This window comes from Desulfovibrio desulfuricans (assembly GCF_004801255.1).
GTDB lineage: Bacteria > Desulfobacterota > Desulfovibrionia > Desulfovibrionales > Desulfovibrionaceae > Desulfovibrio > Desulfovibrio desulfuricans_C.
Window position 1 is genome coordinate 2,421,465 of record NZ_CP036295.1, and the last position, 19,518, is coordinate 2,440,982.

At 58.7% G+C, this 19,518-nt stretch carries 14 protein-coding genes; 4 read left to right on the forward strand and 10 right to left on the reverse strand.

From position 1 onward, the window contains the following. Positions 1 to 245: 245 nt before the first annotated feature. Positions 246 to 2,171, forward strand: coding sequence for a sensor domain-containing diguanylate cyclase (locus DDIC_RS10145; RefSeq protein ID WP_136400326.1), 1,926 nt, complete (start codon positions 246 to 248; stop codon positions 2,169 to 2,171). A gap of 143 nt (positions 2,172 to 2,314) precedes the next feature. Here the strand turns inward: DDIC_RS10145 and DDIC_RS10150 are convergent, their stop codons facing one another. After that, positions 2,315 to 3,190 carry a LysR family transcriptional regulator gene (locus DDIC_RS10150; RefSeq protein ID WP_136400327.1) on the reverse strand — a complete coding sequence of 292 codons (876 nt, stop codon included), beginning with the start codon at positions 3,188 to 3,190 and terminating at the stop codon, positions 2,315 to 2,317. A gap of 167 nt (positions 3,191 to 3,357) precedes the next feature. Between DDIC_RS10150 and DDIC_RS10155 the strand changes: the two genes are divergently transcribed. Then, positions 3,358 to 3,759: a CidA/LrgA family protein gene (locus DDIC_RS10155; RefSeq protein ID WP_136400328.1), complete on the forward strand. Its 402-nt coding sequence runs from the start codon at positions 3,358 to 3,360 to the stop codon at positions 3,757 to 3,759. Next, positions 3,747 to 4,451 (forward strand): LrgB family protein, encoded by a 705-nt coding sequence (locus DDIC_RS10160; RefSeq protein WP_136400329.1) that lies wholly within the window; start codon positions 3,747 to 3,749, stop codon positions 4,449 to 4,451. Before DDIC_RS10155 ends, DDIC_RS10160 begins: the two co-directional genes overlap by 13 nt. A 57-nt stretch (positions 4,452 to 4,508) precedes the next feature. On the opposite strand, the gene DDIC_RS10165 is transcribed toward DDIC_RS10160, so the two are convergent. Next, positions 4,509 to 8,543 carry a response regulator gene (locus tag DDIC_RS10165; protein ID WP_136400330.1) on the reverse strand — a complete coding sequence of 1,345 codons (4,035 nt, stop codon included), beginning with the start codon at positions 8,541 to 8,543 and terminating at the stop codon, positions 4,509 to 4,511. A gap of 280 nt (positions 8,544 to 8,823) precedes the next feature. Here DDIC_RS10165 and rfaD point away from each other — a divergent pair, with 280 nt between their 5' ends. After that, positions 8,824 to 9,807 (forward strand): ADP-glyceromanno-heptose 6-epimerase, encoded by a 984-nt coding sequence (rfaD, locus tag DDIC_RS10170; RefSeq protein ID WP_136400331.1) that lies wholly within the window; start codon positions 8,824 to 8,826, stop codon positions 9,805 to 9,807. A gap of 118 nt (positions 9,808 to 9,925) precedes the next feature. On the opposite strand, the gene rfbC is transcribed toward rfaD, so the two are convergent. The 8 genes from rfbC to DDIC_RS10210 all read right to left on the reverse strand — a co-directional run bounded on the left by rfbC (position 9,926) and on the right by DDIC_RS10210 (position 19,201). After that, positions 9,926 to 10,471: a dTDP-4-dehydrorhamnose 3,5-epimerase gene (gene rfbC, locus DDIC_RS10175; protein WP_136400332.1), complete on the reverse strand. Its 546-nt coding sequence runs from the start codon at positions 10,469 to 10,471 to the stop codon at positions 9,926 to 9,928. Beyond that, complete coding sequence (rfbA, locus tag DDIC_RS10180) at positions 10,462 to 11,355, reverse strand: glucose-1-phosphate thymidylyltransferase RfbA (RefSeq protein WP_136400333.1); 894 nt, start codon at positions 11,353 to 11,355, stop codon at positions 10,462 to 10,464. Before rfbA ends, rfbC begins: the two co-directional genes overlap by 10 nt. Before the next feature lie 13 nt (positions 11,356 to 11,368). After that, entirely contained in the window at positions 11,369 to 12,448 is a 1,080-nt protein-coding gene (gene rfbB, locus DDIC_RS10185; RefSeq protein WP_136401100.1) for a dTDP-glucose 4,6-dehydratase, read from the reverse strand. A gap of 13 nt (positions 12,449 to 12,461) precedes the next feature. Continuing rightward, on the reverse strand, positions 12,462 to 13,772 hold the full coding sequence (locus DDIC_RS10190; RefSeq protein WP_136400334.1) for a nucleotide sugar dehydrogenase: 1,311 nt from the start codon (positions 13,770 to 13,772) through the stop codon (positions 12,462 to 12,464). A gap of 292 nt (positions 13,773 to 14,064) precedes the next feature. After that, positions 14,065 to 15,003 carry a GDP-L-fucose synthase family protein gene (locus DDIC_RS10195; protein ID WP_136400335.1) on the reverse strand — a complete coding sequence of 313 codons (939 nt, stop codon included), beginning with the start codon at positions 15,001 to 15,003 and terminating at the stop codon, positions 14,065 to 14,067. A 3-nt stretch (positions 15,004 to 15,006) separates the two neighbouring features. Then, the gene (gene gmd, locus DDIC_RS10200) at positions 15,007 to 16,155 is read right to left on the reverse strand and encodes a GDP-mannose 4,6-dehydratase (protein ID WP_136400336.1); all 1,149 of its coding nucleotides are present in this window, start codon (positions 16,153 to 16,155) and stop codon (positions 15,007 to 15,009) included. Between the two features lie 92 nt (positions 16,156 to 16,247). Continuing rightward, positions 16,248 to 17,699, reverse strand: coding sequence for a mannose-1-phosphate guanylyltransferase/mannose-6-phosphate isomerase (locus DDIC_RS10205; protein WP_136400337.1), 1,452 nt, complete (start codon positions 17,697 to 17,699; stop codon positions 16,248 to 16,250). Between the two features lie 92 nt (positions 17,700 to 17,791). Continuing rightward, positions 17,792 to 19,201 (reverse strand): phosphomannomutase, encoded by a 1,410-nt coding sequence (locus DDIC_RS10210; protein WP_136400338.1) that lies wholly within the window; start codon positions 19,199 to 19,201, stop codon positions 17,792 to 17,794. Positions 19,202 to 19,518: the final 317 nt, after the last annotated feature.

The window sequence follows — 19,518 nt, forward strand, 5'->3', positions numbered from 1 at the left end:
TGCATGATCAGACTATCATTTACGATTTCTTAACCTGTACAGCAGCATTGGTGCGGTAAAAAACATTTTGCCGACGCGCGCCGCGCTGACTGTTCATGCAGTCACAACTTTGGGGTTATTGGGTCTACAATAACGACAGGATGTTGCTCCAAGGCGCACCCTGCATATACACGTCATTGGGCATTTTATGACGCCGCGCCCCTGCCCGCCAGAGCGCGGCACGCTTTTACGCTTCGGGATTTTTCATGCACAAGAACTACGCGTTCAGAACCAATTTTTTTATCTGTCTGATCATCATTGTCGGCTTTTCCGTCACATCTGTAATCAGCTATCGCTCCAACATGGATACGCTGAAAAAAGAAGCAGAAAGTGTAACGCGTCTTGCTTCTGAAGGCATGATGTACCAGATTGATGCTATTTTTGCGCAATCCATACACGTTTCGCTGACCATGGCTCACGACAGTTTTTTGATAAACTTTCTTTCCAAAGAAAAAGAAAATCTCGAAGACCCTTCGTATACGCAAAATATCAAAGAATACCTTGCCGCATACAGAAAAAAGTACGACTACGATTCTGTCTTCCTTGTCTCCATGCAGACAGACAGGTACTACAACTTTACAGGCGTTGACAGGATAGTTGACCACTCCGCGCCTGAAAACAAATGGGTGCGCGCGTTTGCTGCCGCCAATAATGAATTTTCGCTGAATATCGACAATGATAAAGCCGATCATGACACCATCACAGTTTTTGTAAACTGCAGTGTAAAAAACAAAGACAATAAAATTGTGGGCATCGTGGGCGTCGGCTTTAGGGTAAACACCGTCCAGGCCATGCTCACCAAGTACGAGCAGCAGTTTGCGGTCAAAACATACCTTGTGAACGACAACGGCGCTGTGCAGATATCATCCTCCGGGCATGCCGCCGCTGATTCGCGCATGTTTGCCACGCAGGCCTTTGCCGCAGCCAAAAAGAACCTGCAAAAAAACAGCTCGGACTGTTCGGATCTCTGGTACTCCGGCAACGGGGCGGACGGCTACGCCGTAACACGCTACCTGCCTGCCCCAAACATGTACCTTGTCACTGACAAAAACACCTCAGAGATCATCAAGCAGATCAGAATAAAATACTATACTGGCGCTGTTATTGTCTTTGTTACAATGTTAATAGTCATCTTGATTGTAACAACAATAATTCGCAGATATAAAACAAAAATCGTATCTCTTACCATTGCTGAAGAACTGAAATACCACGCCATACTTCAAAACGCCACTTCGCAGATCTATGACAGCATTATAGAATTTGACATTACCAACGATATTGCCTGCGGCGAAGGCACAAAACGCTTTTTGCAGCAACTTGGCCTCAAGCCCGGCACGTCGTACAGCGCCATGCTGCAAACCATCGTGACCAAACATATTCACCCGGACCATGCCGCGCTGTTTATGCAGACATTCAGCCCTGATTCTGTACGTACTGCGCTTGAAATGCAGTGCAACAAGCTGAGCTGCGACTTTTTGTATGCCGGCAAAAACGGGGAATACATATGGTACCGGGAAACAGGCTATGTGCTGCGCTGGGCGGAAAACGACTCCATCCACATCGTCATTTGCCGCCAGAATATCGACAAGGACAAAAAACAGGAACTCAACCTGCAGGAAATGGCGCTAAAGGACGGCCTCACTGGCCTTTACAACAAAATGACCACCCAGAGCCTCATCGAAACGCGCCTTGCTGAATACCAGTACGGCAAGGGCATCCTTGCCATGATCATGCTCGACATCGACAACTTTAAGGAGCTCAACGATTCGCTTGGTCATGTGGTCGGCGACAGGATTATCCAGGAATTCGCGCACGGCATCAGCGCCGGTTTTGAGGCAAAAGACATCATTGGCCGCGTTGGCGGCGACGAATTTGTGGTGCTTACCCTTCAGCAGAGCGAAGGAGCGCTGCTCGACAAGCTGGAGGAGTTCAGCCGCAGCATCCGCGCCGCGTCTTTTGGCGGCGACGGACGCTACCATCTGGCGGCAAGCATGGGAGTGGCCATTTTTCCGCAGCACGGAACAACCTTCAGCGATCTGTACGCCAGGGCCGACGCAGCTCTCTACCGCGCAAAGCAGGGTGGCAAGGACACCTTTGTTTTTTTTGAAAACACCCCTGCCGCCGTCAGCTGACAACGCGCTGGCGCATAGCGCCGGTTTGCCCAAACAGCCCCGAGGCCCCGGCAGAGCCCGCCGCTCGCGACAAACTATGGCTGCTGCCGGTTGCGGCGCGAGGGCCCCCACCCGGGCGCTCCGGATGCGCACGGCAGAGCCCGTCACTTGCCCTTTGGGGCCTCGCAGCTGGCCAGACAGCGGCGTACGGCGGCCACATTGGCCGAGGCCATGCCCTTGCGCCACACAAGCTCCGTAACTGCGCTGCCCAGCGGATGCTCAAGGGCATGCACCGACAGCATGCCGTCAGTGCGGCACAGATCGAGCACCGAGGCGGGCACCACCCCCACCCCCATGCCCGCAATAACGCCCCCCACTATGGCGTGGTACGAAGCCAGCTCGACAATGTGCTGCGGTTCCCAGCCATAAGCCCTGAACCAGTTTATTACCCGGTTTCGGTATGCGCAGCCGCCCTGGAAGGCCAGCACCGCCTTGCGCCCGATGTCGTCCGGCGTGTGGATGGGCGGATGGCCGTTGGTGGCGATAAGTACCAGACGCTCCTCAAAGGCCGCTACCCGCTCAAGGCGATCGTCCACTGGGGCGTCGACCACAAATACGGCGTCCAGCTTGTTTTCCAGTATATCGTCGTACAGTGAACGGCTGGTCCCTATGACGAGCTCAAGCTCTATATTGGGGTACTCCGCATGCAGCCGGGCCAGCACTTCGGGCAGCCGGGCCGCCGCCGCGCTTTCCAGCGCGCCGATGCGCAGCCGCCCGCCAGGCTCCATGCCCTTTACGCAAAGCTCCGCCTCATCCATCAAAACGATTATCCTGCGGGCATAGGCATACAGCGTCTGCCCCCTGGCAGTGGGCAACAGGCGCTTTTTTTCACGCAAAAACAGCTGCACGCCCAGGTCTTCCTCCATCTGCATTATCCGCGCGGTAACGCCCGAGGGCACGCGATTGAGCGACTTGGCGGCGTGGCTGATGCTGCCCTTTTCCATTACAGCCATAAATGTACGCAGGTCTGACACTTCCATTTATTCACCATTTGTGACTATTTTTTTCATTTTTATTCATTTGCCATGACAATTATCATTCCATAACCTATGCCGCAAGCCGCCCGCTGCTGCAGGGGAAAAACCCTCACTCCAAATTTTCCCCAGCGGCAGCGGATGAGCTGACAACCCGAACTCAGGAATATTCCATGCGTGCGACCTTGAAACTGCTTTGGCAGACGGCTCTTCTCACTGCCATATACTGGGGCTGCGACCAGATCACCCGCCTGACGGGCATTCCCATACCGGGCAACGTGCTGGGCATCATCGTGCTCTTTGTGCTGCTGCTGACTGGCGTTGTAAAAGAAAGCCACATCAGCACGGCTGCAGAATATTTTCTGCGGCATCTGGTGTTCTTTTTTGTGCCCATTGCTGTGGGGCTCATGCAGTGGGGCGGGGTTTTTTATGATTACGGCTGGGTGCTGGCAGCGGCCATTGTGGGCAGCACGGCCCTGCCGCTGGTGATCGTGGGTTTTATGGCCAGAGGGCTGCGCCGCCGCGCGGCATGCGGACAAAAGACTGAAGGGGAGGATGGGCCATGCAGATCATAAGCATTTTTTTGTGCGTGGCAGGTACGGTACTGGCCTATGCGCTGGTGCGCGGCCTGTACCTGCGCTACAGGCACCCGCTCATCAATATTGTGGCGGGCAGCGCCGCCATAGTCATCGCAGCGCTGCTGGCCTGCGATATCCCTTACGAAACGTACGAGCCGGCCCGCCAGGTCATGACCCTGCTCATCGGCCCGGCCACGGTCAGCCTGGCCCTGCCGCTCTACCGGTACAGACGCCTGCTGGTGCGCAACGCCATGCCCATTATTGCCAGCGTGGGCGCGGGAGCCTTTGCGGCCATGCTTTCGGCGGGTATTCTGGCGAGATGGGGAGGGCTGCCGCAAGACGTGGTGATTTCCATTCTCCCCAAGGGAGTTTCCATCCCCTTTGCCGTCGAGGTGGCGTCCATGTACGGCGGCATTCCGTCGCTCGCGGCCGCCTTTGTGGTGGCGACAGGCACGCTGGGTTCGCTTTTTGGCCTGTGGGGGCTTAATGTGCTCCGCATCAGGGATCCCTTTGCCCGGGGGCTGACCATGGGGACAATTTCGCACGCGCAGGGCACAGCTGCGGCCCTGCAGGAAGGCGAGGAACAGGGCGCCATGGGCGGGCTTGCCATGATACTGGCGGGCATACTGACTGCGGCCCTGGCCCCTGCAGCGGTGTGGATTGTGCTGCGGCTGCCTCTGACGCCGTAAACGGCGGTGCGGGGGCGGCGCGTGCCGCCCCCGGCAATATTTTGCAAGGCAAGCCGGTTACTGCAACGGAGTCGCGTTGGGGTTGCCGGGCGTGCCGCCCCCCTCCCGCCACTGCAGCCACTGCGTGGCAACCTCAATAAGCCGGTAAGGATCAATGGGTTTGGCAAGGTGATCGTTCATACCTGCGGCCAGACTTTTTTCCCTGTCGCCCACCATGCTGTCGGCGGTCAGGGCGATAATAGGCGTGCGGGCATACCGCTCAAGCATACGCAGACGCTTTGCCGCTTCAATGCCGTCCATATCGGGCATGTGAATATCCATAAACACCATGGCGTATTCCGTCTGTTCCACCATACGCAGCACGTCCAGCCCGGTATTGGCGATATCCACGCTGAAGCCGGACGACGCCAGCAGTTCCTTGGCCACAAGCTGGTTGACCTCGTTGTCTTCAGCAAGCAGTACCTTGCTGCCCCTGAACCTGGAAGGAATACGCAATTCCTGCGGCAAGCCAGACTCATCCTCGTCGGTCGAGCGCTGGCCAAACACGTCCAGAATGGCGTTTTGCAAGAGTGAAGGACTTACAGGTTTGATGAGAAAATGGCTGATGCCCTCGGCCTGGGCTTCTTCCATTATTTCTTCGCGCCCGTAGGCCGTGACCATGATTACCGTGGGTATGTAGGGCAGCTCGCGACAGCCCCGCAGCAGGCGCACCACCTGAATGCCGTTGTCGCCGGGCATCTTCCAGTCCATGAGCACCAGGTCGTAAGGGTCGCCGTCTTCCGCAGCGCGCACCAGCTCTGCCAGAGCAGCTTCGCCGCAGTCCGCCGTACCCGCCCGCAGCTGCATGTCTTCCAGCTCCTGCCGCAGAATTTCGCGGCTTGAAAAGGAATCGTCAACCACAAGAACCCGCCGTTCATGCAGGTTTTTCAATAACAGGGGCGCGCGGTGGGCCTGAGTTGCCTGCATATCGAGCATGACGGTAAAGGAAAACGTGCTGCCATTGCCTATCTCGCTCTCTGCGCTGATCTCTCCCCACATCAGCTCCACTATCCGCTTGCTGATGGAAAGCCCAAGCCCGGTGCCGCCAAACCGGCGGGTTGTGGACGAATCCCCCTGAGTAAATTCCTTAAACAACTTGTCCAGCTGTTCCTGCCCCATGCCGATGCCCGTATCCGTAATCGTAAAGCGCAGGCAAGCCTTTTGCTCCTGCATTTCCTGCAGGGCAACCCGCACCACAACTTCACCCACCGGCGTAAACTTGATGGCGTTGCCCACAAGGTTGATCAAAACCTGCCCCAGGCGCAGCGAATCGCCGACAAAGAACAGGGGAACATCCCTGTCGATGCGCAGCAGCAGTTCTATGTTTCTGCCGCCGGACTTGGAGGTGTCAAGGCTCGAAAGCCCCAGCAGCACTTCCTCCAGATTAAAGTCCAGATGCTCCATATCCATGCGGCCTGCCTCGATCTTGGAAAAATCGAGGATGTCGTCAATAATGCGCAACAGCGATTTGGCGGAGCTGTCGATATTTTTTAAATAATTGCGCTGGGTGGCGCTAAGCTTGGTGCGCAGGGTCAGGTGGGTCAGGCCCACAACGGCATTCATGGGCGTACGTATTTCGTGGCTCATGTTGGCCAAAAATTCGCTCTTGGCCTTACTGGCCTGTTCTGCTGCCTGCTGGCTCTCGACCAGATCGGTAATATCCCGGCAATCTTCAATAATACCCAGCAGCTCTCCGTCAGGCGACAAAAACGGCGTGGCCACCATGTCGCAGTAGACGATGCTGCCGTCCTTTTTGCGGCGCATCTGCCTGCTGGCGGCCCTCGGCGCGCCATTGAGTATGCGCCGACCAACGCAGTCCGCGTCGCACAGATCGCTGCTGGCGTGCTCGCCGCACCAGTGGCCGATCATCTCCTCGCGCGAGTATCCAAAACAGTTTGTAAAGGTGGCGTTTACCTCTTTTACTATAAGATTGCGGTCGATAACCCGCATGGCGCTGCCGGCGGCGTTAAATATCTGGTACATCTCCATCTGGGCGCGCCGCAGGGCTTTGTCTGACGCGATGCGCTCAGTGATGTCCGTGCCCATGTACACCAGGCCATTAGCCGCGCCATCGGGGTCAAACAGCGGCACGCGCACGACCTCAAGGGTGTGGGCCTCGCCCGCGGCATCATAGCGTGATTCTTCCGTTCTGTGCGCCTTGCCGGTCTCGATCACCATTTTATCCAGGCGGATGCCCGATTCGGCAATCTGCGACGGCAGCAGATCAGCGATGCGCCTGCCAACAACATCTGCCTCAAGATTCCCCGTAAACGTCTCAAAAAACTTGTTTACCATCACATAACGGCCATCCGCATCCTTGAGCATCATGAGGCTCGGCAGATTGTCAACAACACTGCGCAGCTGCTGCTTGCGCTCCCACAGGGCGGCAGCGCTGGCCCTCGCCGACTCAAGCGCCTTTTGCCTTTCTGACGATTCGTGCGCGAGTTTGCGGTTCCAGATCACAATAACTCCAAGCACGCTGCCCAAAAAAAGCACCACCACGCCCGCGACATGAAAAACCAGCGTCCAGTTAACCGACCGCTCAATGCGCAGGTTGGCCCACCGGTTGATGACTGCTGCGAGCTGGTCCTGAGGGATATTGTCCAAGGCCTTATTGAGGATTTCAACAAGAACCGGCCAGTCAGAACGCACGGCGATGCGCGCGGAGTACTGCAACTGGGGCAGCAGCCCCAGGCGCACGTCACGGAGATTTTTGTTGACCACCGAGTATTCCATGGAAAGGGCCAGACCGACCATCGCGTCGACCTGCCTGCTCTGCACGGCTGCAAGGCCTGCATCCTGACTGTGAACATTGACGATTTTTGAATTGGGCAACTGGCTACGCAGGTAATCGGCAAGACCGGCGTGATCGTGCACGGCAACGCTCTTGCCCGCCAGATCGCCCGCCGTGGTCACCATGCGCTCGGTATCGAGCGTAACCACTGCCAGCGGCAACTGGGTAACGGGTTTGGTAAACAGCCAGGGGCCGCCCGCTGGCGGGGTACCTTCGAGGAAGGGCTCCAGATCGGCCATATGCGAGGTGCTGCTGTCTTTCAGCACAGCGTCTGAAACCGGTTGTATGGCAATATTCAGATATCGCCCCGCAAGCTGAACAATATTCAGCCCAAGGCCGCTAAAATTACCCTCGACGTCGACAAACTCAATGGGCTGCCAATCCTTTTCTATAGCCACGCGCACGGTCTGGTGGGCCGCAAGCCACCCACGCTCGGCCGGGCTAAGCATCAGGGGGCGAGCCATGTTGCCCCACACGCGGTGCGCCGGGTTGCGTATCCAGCGCTCCTCAAGCGCAACCATCTCGGCCCGGCTGATGTGCGCAAGCCCCGCATCCAGCAACTGGGCAATATCATCCCTGTCGCGCAATACCGCCGGGTGCAGATTGCGCGCAAACAGCGGCAAGGCCTGCGGCATAAAAAAACTGTTGAGCCCCATCTTGTCTATCACGCCGTAGGCAGAGGGAAAATTGCTCGAAATGCCCACCGCCAATCCCTTGGCGACGGACAAAAACAAGTCGGCCCCATTTTTTACCACCAGCAGGCGCGCATCGGGAAAGTGATCCCGCATGTAGTACTCCTGCAGCGAGCCTTCCAGAACGGCAATGACCGAATCCCCCAGCTGGCTTGGATCAACAATCTTTTTGCCAGCCTCGACCGAGAGCAGCAGCCCGCCTATGCCTGGCGAAATGGCGGGGCCAAATTTTGCCCAGCGGGCGCGATCAGGCGTAATATACATGCTAAAATGGATATCGGCCCTCCGCTCGCGCAGGGCATCCAGCGAATCCTGCCAGTCGCTCATGACAAACCTGACGGGGCGGCCAACCTTTTCTCCCCACAACCGCCAAAAATCAATCATCAGACCAACGGGCTCTCCTGTTTTTGAGGTAAAGGAAAGCGGCTCGTTGTCGTTCATACAGGCAATGGTGATAGGCTCTGCAGCCTTGGCCGAGGCATCAGAAGCGAAGGCGCGTGCATGACGGGTGAGGACGAGGAATAATACCAGCAGGCAGAAGGTCAATGTGCGGCAATGTCTGTGCATGGCATCCTCGCATGATCTTTTACAGGAATGATATTTAATTTCTTATAGCAGTAGAGCCAGTAATGCAATAATACCCTGCCCCGGCATTGCGGGCGGCTTTGCGAGACAAGCTCAACCGCATCAGGGCATATGCAATCAGCCGTGCCGTCTGAGGAGGCGGGCTCACTTTGACGCGGGCGGCGCTGTGGGGATATGCTCGGCACAGAATGCGGGGGGGGGCAAACCCCGTTGAGAGACAATGCTCCGCACGGGGCGCATACTCTGGCACGACGAGGTTCTTATGTATATTGTTACCGGAGGCGCGGGTTTTATTGGCAGCGCCATGCTCTGGCGGCTCAACCAGGCCGGCATAACCGACATTATGGTTGTTGATAACCTTGGCTCTACGGAAAAATGGAAAAACCTCGTCAACCGCCGCTATGCGCGCTATGTGCACCGCGATAGCTTTTTGGAGATGCTGCGAGGCGACACCCTTGGCTGCAGCGTTGACGCCGTGCTGCACATGGGGGCGTGCTCGTCCACCACTGAAAAAAACGCGGACTTTCTGATGGCCAACAACACGGCCTATACAACCGAGCTGTGCAGATTTGCCCTGAACCACGACGCCCGCTTTATCAATGCAAGCTCGGCCTCAACGTACGGCGATGGTTCACAGGGGTTTGCGGACTGCGCGGAAGTTACGCGCCGCCTCAAGCCCCTGAACATGTACGGTTACTCCAAGCACCTTTTTGACTTGTGGCTGCTCGACAACAAGCTGGACTGCAACGTGGCCAGTCTCAAATTTTTTAATGTCTATGGCCCCAACGAGTACCATAAGGATGACATGCGCAGCGTAGCCTGCAAGGCCTTTCATGAAATCCGGGGCACAGGACGGCTGAGGCTTTTTAAATCAACCACGCCGGAGTATGTCGACGGCGGCCAGATGCGTGACTTTGTCTATGTGAAAGACTGCGTGGAACTGATGTTCTGGCTGCTTCAACACCCGGACGTCAACGGTATTTTCAATGTGGGCACGGGCAAGGCGCAGAGCTGGAACGACCTCGCCAAGGCCGTCTTTGCCGCACTGGGCAAGGAGCCGCGCATAGACTATGTGGACATGCCAGAAACGCTAAAAGGAAAATACCAAAACTTCACCCAGGCTGACATGGGCTGGCTGCGGGAAAAAAACTGCCCCGTGCGCTTTACCCCGGTTGAAGAAGGCATTGCGGACTACGTGGGCAACTATCTGAGCCAGGACGACCCCTACCTCGAAATGCCCGCCTGACCAGAGGGGCTACCGTGTCCGCTCGTTTGCCCGGCGCGGCCCGGCTGGCGTTGCGCACCGGCAGGCACTCCCGCCCGGTCTGGCCCAGAGGGATGGTGGGAGCCGCCGAGCGCCGCTATCAGCCCATATTGAGCGCCATGGCCTCGGCCCACGATGGCGCGGCGCTGTCCTTGGCGGAAAGCAGCGGTTCCTCCACCGGCCAGTCAATGCCGATGGCCGGGTCGTTCCAGCGGATGGACGCCTCATCCTGCGGGCAATAGAATTCTGTGCACTTGTAGTGAAAGTGGGCAATGTCGCTCGTAACCACAAAGCCGTGCGCCAGACCGGGTTGAACCCACATCTGCCACTGATTTTGCTGCGAAAGCTCCACGCCAAACCACTGGCCAAACGTGGGGGAGCCACGGCGGATATCCACAGCGACGTCAAAAACGCTGCCCAGTGAAACATATACCAGTTTGCCCTGAGGACGGTTTTTTTGATAGTGCAGGCCGCGCAAAATGCCCCGCGTGGACATGGAATGGTTATCCTGCACAAATGGCAGGGCCATACCGGCGGCTTCGTAACGCTGCTGCTGCCAGGTTTCCACAAAATACCCGCGCTCATCGCCCCAGATCTTTGGCTTGATCAGCAAAACCCCGTCGATGGGCGTTTGAACTACTTCCACTGTCCTATCCCCGTATCCACCAGTTCAAGAAGATATTGGCCATACCCCGTCTTGGCCATAGGCCGCGCCAGCGCGCGCACGTCTTCAGCGGAGATGTAACCGTTGCGCCAGGCTATTTCTTCCAGACAGGCCACCTTGAGGCCCTGACGTTTTTCCACCGCCTGCACAAAGGCTCCGGCGTCCATAAGTGAATCGTGGGTTCCGGTGTCGAGCCAGGCAATGCCCCGGCCCATCAGCTCCACATGCAGATCGCCCTGCTGCAGATAGGTGTTGTTGACGTCGGTAATTTCCAGCTCGCCCCGGCCAGACGGGCGCACGGCGCGGGCGATGTCCAGCACCTTGCTGTCGTAAAAATACAGGCCGGTCACGGCAAAATTGGATTTGGGCTGCCTGGGCTTTTCTTCAATGCTGACAACCCGCCGCTCGCTGTCAAACTCCACAACGCCGTAGCGTTCGGGATCGCGCACATGGTAGCCAAAAACAGTGGCCCCGCTTTGGCGGGACATGGCCTCGCGGGTGAGGTCGGGCAGCCCGTGACCAAAAAACACGTTGTCGCCCAGCACCAGGCAGGTGTTGTGACCGGCAATATGGTGCTCGGCCAGCAAAAAGGCCTGCGCCAGCCCCTCGGGCCTTGGCTGCTCCACATAGCTGAAACGGCAGCCAAGCTGCGAACCGTCGTGCAGCAGCGCCTTGTAGAGCGGCAGATGCTCCGGCGTGGAAATAAGACAGATATCGCGAATACCCGCCATCAACAGGATGGACAGCGGGTAGTAAATCATGGGTTTGTCGTAGATGGGCATGAGCTGCTTGCTCACGCTCAGGGTCAAAGGATACAGACGCGACCCCGACCCCCCTGCCAGAACAATTCCTTTCCAGCCGCTCATGCCGCCTCCCTTGTCAGTTGCTGCCGCCTGGGCCGCGCTGCGCGTAGTTGGCCGTAATCCACTCCCGGTATGCGCCGCTGCGCACGTGCTCGATCCACGCGGCGTTTTCAAGATACCAGCGGACCGTCTCGCACAGGCCGGACTCAAAACTGCGGGAGGGCTTCCAGCCCAGCTCGGTTTCCATGCGGCTGCTGTCAATGGCATACCGGAAATCGTGCCCCGGCCTGTCGGCCACAAAGCTTACAAGATCGGCATGGGGGCCGTTGGCCGACGGAGCCAGACTGTCAAGGATAGCACATACGGCAAGCACAACCTCAAGGTTGGTCTTTTCCGCATGTCCGCCGATGTTGTAACAGCGCCCCACCCGGCCTGCCTCGAGCACGCTGGCAATGGCCGCGCAGTGGTCTTCAACGTGCAGCCAGTCGCGGATATTGGCCCCCGTGCCGTACACGGGCAGGGGGTTGCCATCCAGCGCATTGCAGATCATCAGGGGGATGAGCTTTTCGGGAAACTGGCGCGGCCCGTAATTGTTGGAGCAATTGGTCAGCAGCACCGGCAGGCCGTATGTTTCGTGAAACGCGCGCAACATATGGTCGCTGGCGGCCTTGGAGGCGGAGTACGGACTGTTGGGGCTGTAGGGCGTCGTCTCCGTAAAGGCAGGGTCGCCGACCTGCAGCGCGCCGTAGACCTCATCGGTCGAAACGTGCAAAAAGCGGAATGCTGCGGCGCGCTCCGCAGGCAGACCCCGCCACCACCGGGTTGCAACGCGCAGCAGTGTGGCGGTTCCGAGCACGTTGGTGCGTACAAAGGCCTCCGGATCCACAATGGAGCGGTCCACATGGCTCTCAGCGGCAAAGTTGACGACGGCATCGGGCTGGAACGTCCGCAGCAGCCAGTCCACCAGATCGGCATTGCCAATGTCGCCCCGCACAAAAACGTATTCGGGGTCGCCCTGCAGCGCCGCCAGGTTGGCGGGATTGCCCGCATACGTCAGCTTATCAAGATTGACCACGCGCACGCCGCGCCGCCGTGCTTCAAGCACGTAGCAGGACCCTATAAATCCGCAACCGCCGGTAACCAGCTGACAGGGCATGCGCGCTCCCGGATTAAAGCCGCCAGAGGTCAAACCCGGCATCAAGCATTTCCTGCTTGTTCCAGAATCCTTTGATATCCATGAGCAGAACCTTGCCCGCAACAAACATGGAGCGGATGACGGCGGGGCTGAGCTGCCCAAAGCTCTCGTGCGACACGGCCAGAATAAGCACGTCAAGGTTGTTGAGCTCGCTCATGGGCAACAGGTGCTGGCCGTATTCGTGCAGGGCTTCGGCCGGGTCGGCCTCCGGGTCGTGCACCAGGGCGGTGATGCCGTACTCCTTGAGCTCCGCTATGATGTCCACCACGCGGGTGTTGCGGATATCCGGCACGTTTTCCTTAAAGGTAAAGCCCAGCAGGCCCACGCGGGCGCCCTTGACATGCTTGTCGGCATTGATCAGGCGCTTGACGCATATCTCGGCCACGTACTTGCCCATGCCGTCGTTGATGCGGCGGCCCGCCAGAATCACCTCGGGGTGGCAGCCGATTTCTTCGGCCTTGTAGGTCAGGTAGTAGGGGTCGACGCCTATGCAGTGCCCGCCCACCAGACCGGGACGAAAGTGCAGAAAGTTCCACTTGCTGCCAGCAGCCTCGAGCACCTCAAGCGTATCAATGCCCATGCGGTTAAAAATAAGGGCCAGCTCGTTCATCAGGGCGATGTTGATGTCGCGCTGGGTGTTTTCGATAACCTTGGCGGCTTCGGCAACCTTGATGCACGAGGCCCGGTGGATGCCCGCCGTGACCACCGCGCCGTACACCTTGACCAGCAGGTCGGCGGTGACTGCGTCAGAGCCGGAAACAACCTTGCGGATGGTTTCAAGCCTGTGCACCTTGTCGCCGGGGTTGATGCGCTCGGGCGAGTAGCCCACGGTAAAGTCGGCGGGAAAGCTCATGCCCGATTCCTTCACCAGCAAGGGGATGCATTCGTCCTCGGTGACGCCGGGGTAGACGGTGGACTCATAGCACACCACGCAGCCCTTGGGCATGTGGCGGCCCACGGTGCGGCTGGCGCCGATCACGGGCGTGAGGTCGGGGGTGCGGTGGCTGTCCACGGGCGTGGGCACGGCCACAATGATCACGCCAGCCTTGCCCAGCTGGGCGGCGTCGCTGGTAAAGCACGCGGTGCTGGCGGCGAGGGAGGCGTCGTCCACCTCGTTGGTGGCGTCATGACCCTTATTGAGGGCATCCACGCGCGCTGCGTTGATATCAAAACCAATGACGTCAAAATGGCGGGAAAGGGCCACAGCCAGCGGCAGGCCCACATACCCCAGACCAACAACGGCCACGGAAGATTTTTTGGAGAGGAGATCGTCGAAAGAAACCATGCTGCTATCCTTAAAATTACTGACTTTTTCACCGGAAATCTGAATATCACAACGTTCGCCGCATGTGTCAAAGCCCGCGCAAAACCGGGGCAGTCGCGTGCAGGCGGGCTTTTACCGCAAAACGGCCTGCAGGCGGGGCACTTGCTGCCTGTTTGCAGGCCGTGCATAGCTGCAATGCTGCCAAAACCTACACCAATGCGCACTCATTGAAAAGCGGGAAAAACAGCCACATTACAGGCCGTACGCCTGCCGCGCGGACCGGGAGGCTCCAGCGTTGCATGGTCGGCCCTGCCTACGCCCCTCTGTGCGGGTTTTGCAAAAAATCCCTGTAGGCGTCGAGCAGGCCTTCCCTGAGGGAGATGCGGGGTTTCCAGCCCATGCCAAAAAGTTTTCCAGAATCCATGATTTTGCGGGGGGTTCCGTCAGGCTTGCCGGCATCCGCGACGATGTCGCCTTCATACCCCACTACCTTGGCGATCAGACGGGCCGCATCCATGATGCTGCACTCTTGCTGGCAGCCCACGTTCACATGCTCAAAATCAGAGTAATTTTGCAGCAGAAACACGCAGGCCTCCGCCATGTCGTCCACATGCAAAAACTCGCGCAGGGCTGTGCCCGTGCCCCAGATGGTCACTGTTGAGGCTCCGCTCACCTTGGCCTCGTGAAACCGCCGGATCAGCGCCGGTATCACGTGGCTGTTTTCGGGGTGATAATTGTCGCCGGGGCCGTACAGATTTGTGGGCATGGCGCTCACGGCGTCAAACCCGTACTGCCGCCGATAGGCCTGACACATACGGATACCTGCGATTTTGGCCAGGGCATAGGCCTCGTTGGTGGGTTCGAGCGGCCCGGTGAGCAGGTATTGCTCCTTGATGGGCTGGGGGCACAACCGGGGGTAAATGCAGGACGAACCAAGAAACAGCAGTTTTTTGCAGCCGTTGCGGTAGGCACTATCGATGACGTTGTTCTGGATCTGCAAATTTTCGTATATAAATTGTGCAGGATAGGTCGCGTTGGCGTAAATGCCCCCCACCCTCGCAGCCGCCAGAACAACAACCTCTGGCCGCTGGCGGGCAAAAAAAACTTTCACTGCGGCCTGATCGCACAAATCCAGCTCGGCATGGGTGCGGGTCAGCAGGCGCTCGTAGCCCGCACGCCGCAGTGCGCGGCACAGGGCGCTGCCCGCAAGACCCCGATGGCCCGCAACATAGATCAGGGCATCCTTGCGCATACCCTACTCGTTGTGGCTGAAGGTTTTAAAGCCCGCCACCTTGCACACGGCGTCGCGCATGCTCAGGGCCAGATCTTCGCGCGCCATTTCGGCCACCATGTCTTCAAACGGCGTTGCAGGCTCCCAGCCGAGCTTTGCCTTGGCTTTGGACGCATCGCCCAGCAGGGTTTCCACCTCTGTGGGACGAAAATACCGGGGGTCTACGCGTACAATCACGTCGCCAGGTTTGAGGCTGCACGCAAGCCCCTGCCGGTTGCCTGCGATCTGCCGCAGCCGCTGCACATCCACAGAGGCTACCGATCCGGTTTCTTCCACGCCCTGCCCCTGCCAGCTCAGCCCCAACCCCAGCTCCGCCGCTGCGGCATTGACAAAATCACGCACGGAAAACTGCCGCCCAGTGGCAATAACAAAGTCGTCCGGCTGGGGCTGTTGCAGCATCAGCCACTGCATTTCGACGTAATCTCTGGCATGGCCCCAATCGCGTTTGGCATCCATATTGCCAAGGTACAGGCAATCCTGCAGTCCAAGCGCCATACGCGACAGGGCACGGGTTATCTTGCGGGTCACAAAGGTTTCGCCCCGGATGGGGGATTCGTGGTTGAACAGGATGCCGTTGCAGGCATACATGCCGTAAGCCTCGCGGTAATTTACCGTGATCCAGTATGCGTAAAGCTTGGCGCAGGCATAGGGCGAGCGGGGATAAAAAGGTGTTTTTTCCGTCTGCGGCATCTGCTGCACCAACCCAAACAGTTCGGATGTGGACGCCTGATAAAACCGCGTGTGCCGGGTAAGCCCGGCAATACGTATGGCTTCCAGCAGGCGCAGGGCGCCCAGAGCGTCGACATCAGCCGTATATTCCGGCGATTCAAAAGAAACCTGCACATGGCTCTGCGCCGCCAGGTTGTACACCTCGTCGGGCCTTACCTCCTGCATGATGCGCACAAGATTGCTGGAATCGCTCAGATCGCCGTAATGCAGGATAAGCCGCCTCTGTTCCATGTGCGGGTCTTCATAAAGGTGGTCAATGCGGTCGGTGTTGAACAGCGAAGCGCGCCGCTTGATGCCGTGCACCTCGTAGCCCTTTTGCAGCAGAAAATCCGCCAGATAAGCCCCGTCCTGACCAGTAATGCCGGTTATTAGCGCTTTTTTCATAAATTAAGATGTCAGGTTACAGATTTTTTGCCCATCCGGCTTCAAAACGGCAGCCCGGCGCGCTCCCCCCTTGCGGCAGGGTCGCGCGGGGGTCAGCCGTCTGAGCGGCTCCGCCCGTATTCGTCGGCAAAACGCACAATATCGTCCTCACCCAGGTAGGCGCCGGACTGTATCTCTATGAGCACCAGCGGGATAACACCCGGATTTTTCAGCCGATGCACCGAGCCCACAGGTATGTAGGTTGACTGGTTTTCTGAAAACAGCTGCACGCTCTCGCCGTTGGTCACCTCGGCTGTGCCGCTCACCACAACCCAGTGCTCGGCCCGGTGATGGTGCATCTGCAACGAGAGCTCCGCACCAGGACGCACGATAATGCGCTTGACCTGAAATCGCCCGCCAACGGCAAGAGTCTCGTAGCTGCCCCATGGCCGGTGCACCAGCGGATGCAGCCTGCATTCCGGCCGCTGCTCCCGCTGCAGGCGCGCGACGACTTTTTTGACGTCCTGCACCTGATCACGCGGGGCGACCATGACGGCGTCCTGCGTTTCGACCACAATAAGGCCGCTCACGCCGATGGCTGCCAGCAGTCGGTGGCTGGCTTTGAGATAACAGTTGGTCGCGCCTTCGGTCATCACGTCGCCAGAGCAGACATTGCCGCTGCTGTCCCTCTGCCCTGTCTGGTAAAAGGCCTCCCACGATCCCAGGTCGCTCCAGCTGAGATCAAGGGGCACAACCGCCGCCAGCTCGGTATGTTCCATCACCGCATAGTCTATGGAATCAGCTGGCGAGGCAAGAAAGGCGGCCCTGTCGGGACGGCAAAAGGCGTGGTCGTTTGTATGTCCGGCCCAGGCAGCCCTGGCGGCGGCGTATATCTGGGGGGCAAAGCGTTCAAGTTCGGCCAGATACACCGAGGCCCGCAGCAAAAACATGCCGCTGTTCCACAGATAGCCGCCTTGAGCCAGCATGGCTCTGGCAACATCGGCAGCGGGCTTTTCCACAAACCGCGCAACGCGGCAGCCGCCGTCAGGCCCAGATTGGCAAAAATCCCCCGTCTCAAGGCTCTCGCCCTGCTCTATGTAGCCAAAGCCGGTTTCCGGCCCGGTGGGCGCAATGCCAAACGTGACGATAAAGCCCTTGTCCGCCAGCGCGGCTGCACGTCTGACGCCCTCAAAAAATCCGGGTTCGTCGCCGATAATATGGTCAGAGGGCAAAACCAGCATGAGCGGGTCAGCACCTGCATCCTGCAGGGCGCAGGCGGCAAGGGCAATGGCTGGCGCGGTGTTTCGGGGGGCGGGCTCAAGCAGTATTTTGCCGTGCACGCCGCACGCATACAGCTCGGCGGTTACGTAAAAGCGGTGCGACTCGTTGCAGACGATCACCGGCTCGGCGCACCCTGGGGTGTGGCGCGCCCGCTGCACGGTATTTTTGAACAGTGTTGCGCCGTCGCCCATATCCACAAACTGCTTGGGATAGGTCTCGCGGGAGAGCGGCCACAAACGGGTGCCGCTGCCGCCGCACAGGATCACAGGAACAATGTCGGGCATGAATGACCTCGCCAGCGCGTCAGTGTTGGGGCCGTGATCAGGCAAGAGTTCCGGACGACCGAAGGGCGCTCCATCCGCCGCCGACACCTGTATCAGGCGGGCTCTGCCCCGCCCGCATCTTTAAGCAGCTGTAGCAGCTCTGCCGTTTTGTCAGCAAGCAGCGCCGCGTTTCCCTTGCTCTCCACATTGAGCCGCACCAGGGGCTCGGTGTTGGACATGCGCAGGTTAAAACGCCAATGGGCAAATTCCAGGTTAACGCCGTCAATGTGGTCCTCATGCTCTGCTGCGGGGGCGTACTTGTCCCGCACCAGCTGCAAGAGCCCCTGTGCATCCTGCACGCGCAGATTTATCTCGCCGCTGCAGGGATAGGCGGCCATGCGAGCGGCTACCAGCTGCGCCAGCGAGCGGCCGCTGCGGTGCAGCAACGAGGCAACCAGCAACCAGGGCAGCATGCCGGAATCGCAGTAGGCAAAATCGCGAAAATAGTGATGGGCGCTCATCTCGCCGCCGTACAGGGCATCTTGGGCGCGCATGTGTTCTTTCATGAAGGCGTGCCCGGTTTTGCCCATTACAGGCTGCCCGCCCGCGGCCAGCACAACCTCGCGGGTATTCCAGTACACCCTGGTGTCGTGCACGATTTTACCGCCCGGTACGCGGCGCAGCAGCTCCTGCGCCAACAGGCCGATGCAGTAGTATCCTTCGATAAAATTGCCCTCGGCGTCATAAAAAAAGCAGCGGTCAAAATCGCCGTCCCAGGCAACGCCCATATCCGCACCCGCCTGGCGTACGGCATCGGCCGTGGCGGCGCGGCGCTCTGGCAACAAGGGGTTGGGCACGCCGTGAGGAAAGGCCCCGTCGGGCTGCATCTGACGGCAAACAAATTCAAAGGGCAGTTTGTCCATCAGCTCTCGCAAAACCAGCCCGCCGCAACCGTTACCGGCATCGGCCACAATCCTGAGGGGCCTGCGCCCGGCAACGGGTTTCAGCCGCCCTGCGCCGCTGTACTCCAGCAGCCATGCAACATACGCAGCCCGAAACGACGCCACGTGCACAGGCGGAAGATCCGCATCCGTCATGGCAGGTGCTTCGCCCTCGGCCATAATCTCCTGCACGCGGTCACGCAGGTCGTAGAGGCCGGAATCCCTGCTTATGGGGATGGCCCCGGCGCGCACGATCTTGAAGCCGTTTTCATCCGCCGGGTTATGACTGCCCGTGATCATGACGCCAGCGCCAAACGGCTGGTTGGCGGCGGCATAATAAATTTCTTCCGTGCCGCATATGCCGATGTCCGTCACCTGCGCTCCGGCCTGACGCAGACCAAGGCACAGTGCGTCGCGCAGTTCTGGCCCGGAGAGCCGGGCATCACGGCCGATGACGACACTCTTTGCGCCGAGTATTTCAACAACGGCCCGCCCCAGAGCGCGCGCCAACGGCGCATTGAGCACAGCCGGAACGCGGCCCCGGATATCGTAGGCCTTGAAACACGCAAACGAGTTGCCCATGTATTCTCCATTACCGCAGTGCGGCGCGAGCTCCGCATCGTCGCTGTGCGGAATATGCAAACATTTTACCCAACTTGCACGCTGATTGCCAGCGGCTTATGCCGGGGCGCGCAGGAATCACGAATACTGTCCTGAATTTTCGTACATTTTGCAGCAGACAGTCCGGTGAGGCCTGGAGTGTCCCGGACATTGAAAGCCAGATTCTACGCCGGTACTTCCTGGTTCATGTTGATATACCGTTGCGTGCCCCACTTTTGACCTGCCATATAGCGCAGGCAGTCTGCTTCCATTTCTTCAATGTGCTAAAGATACCGTAC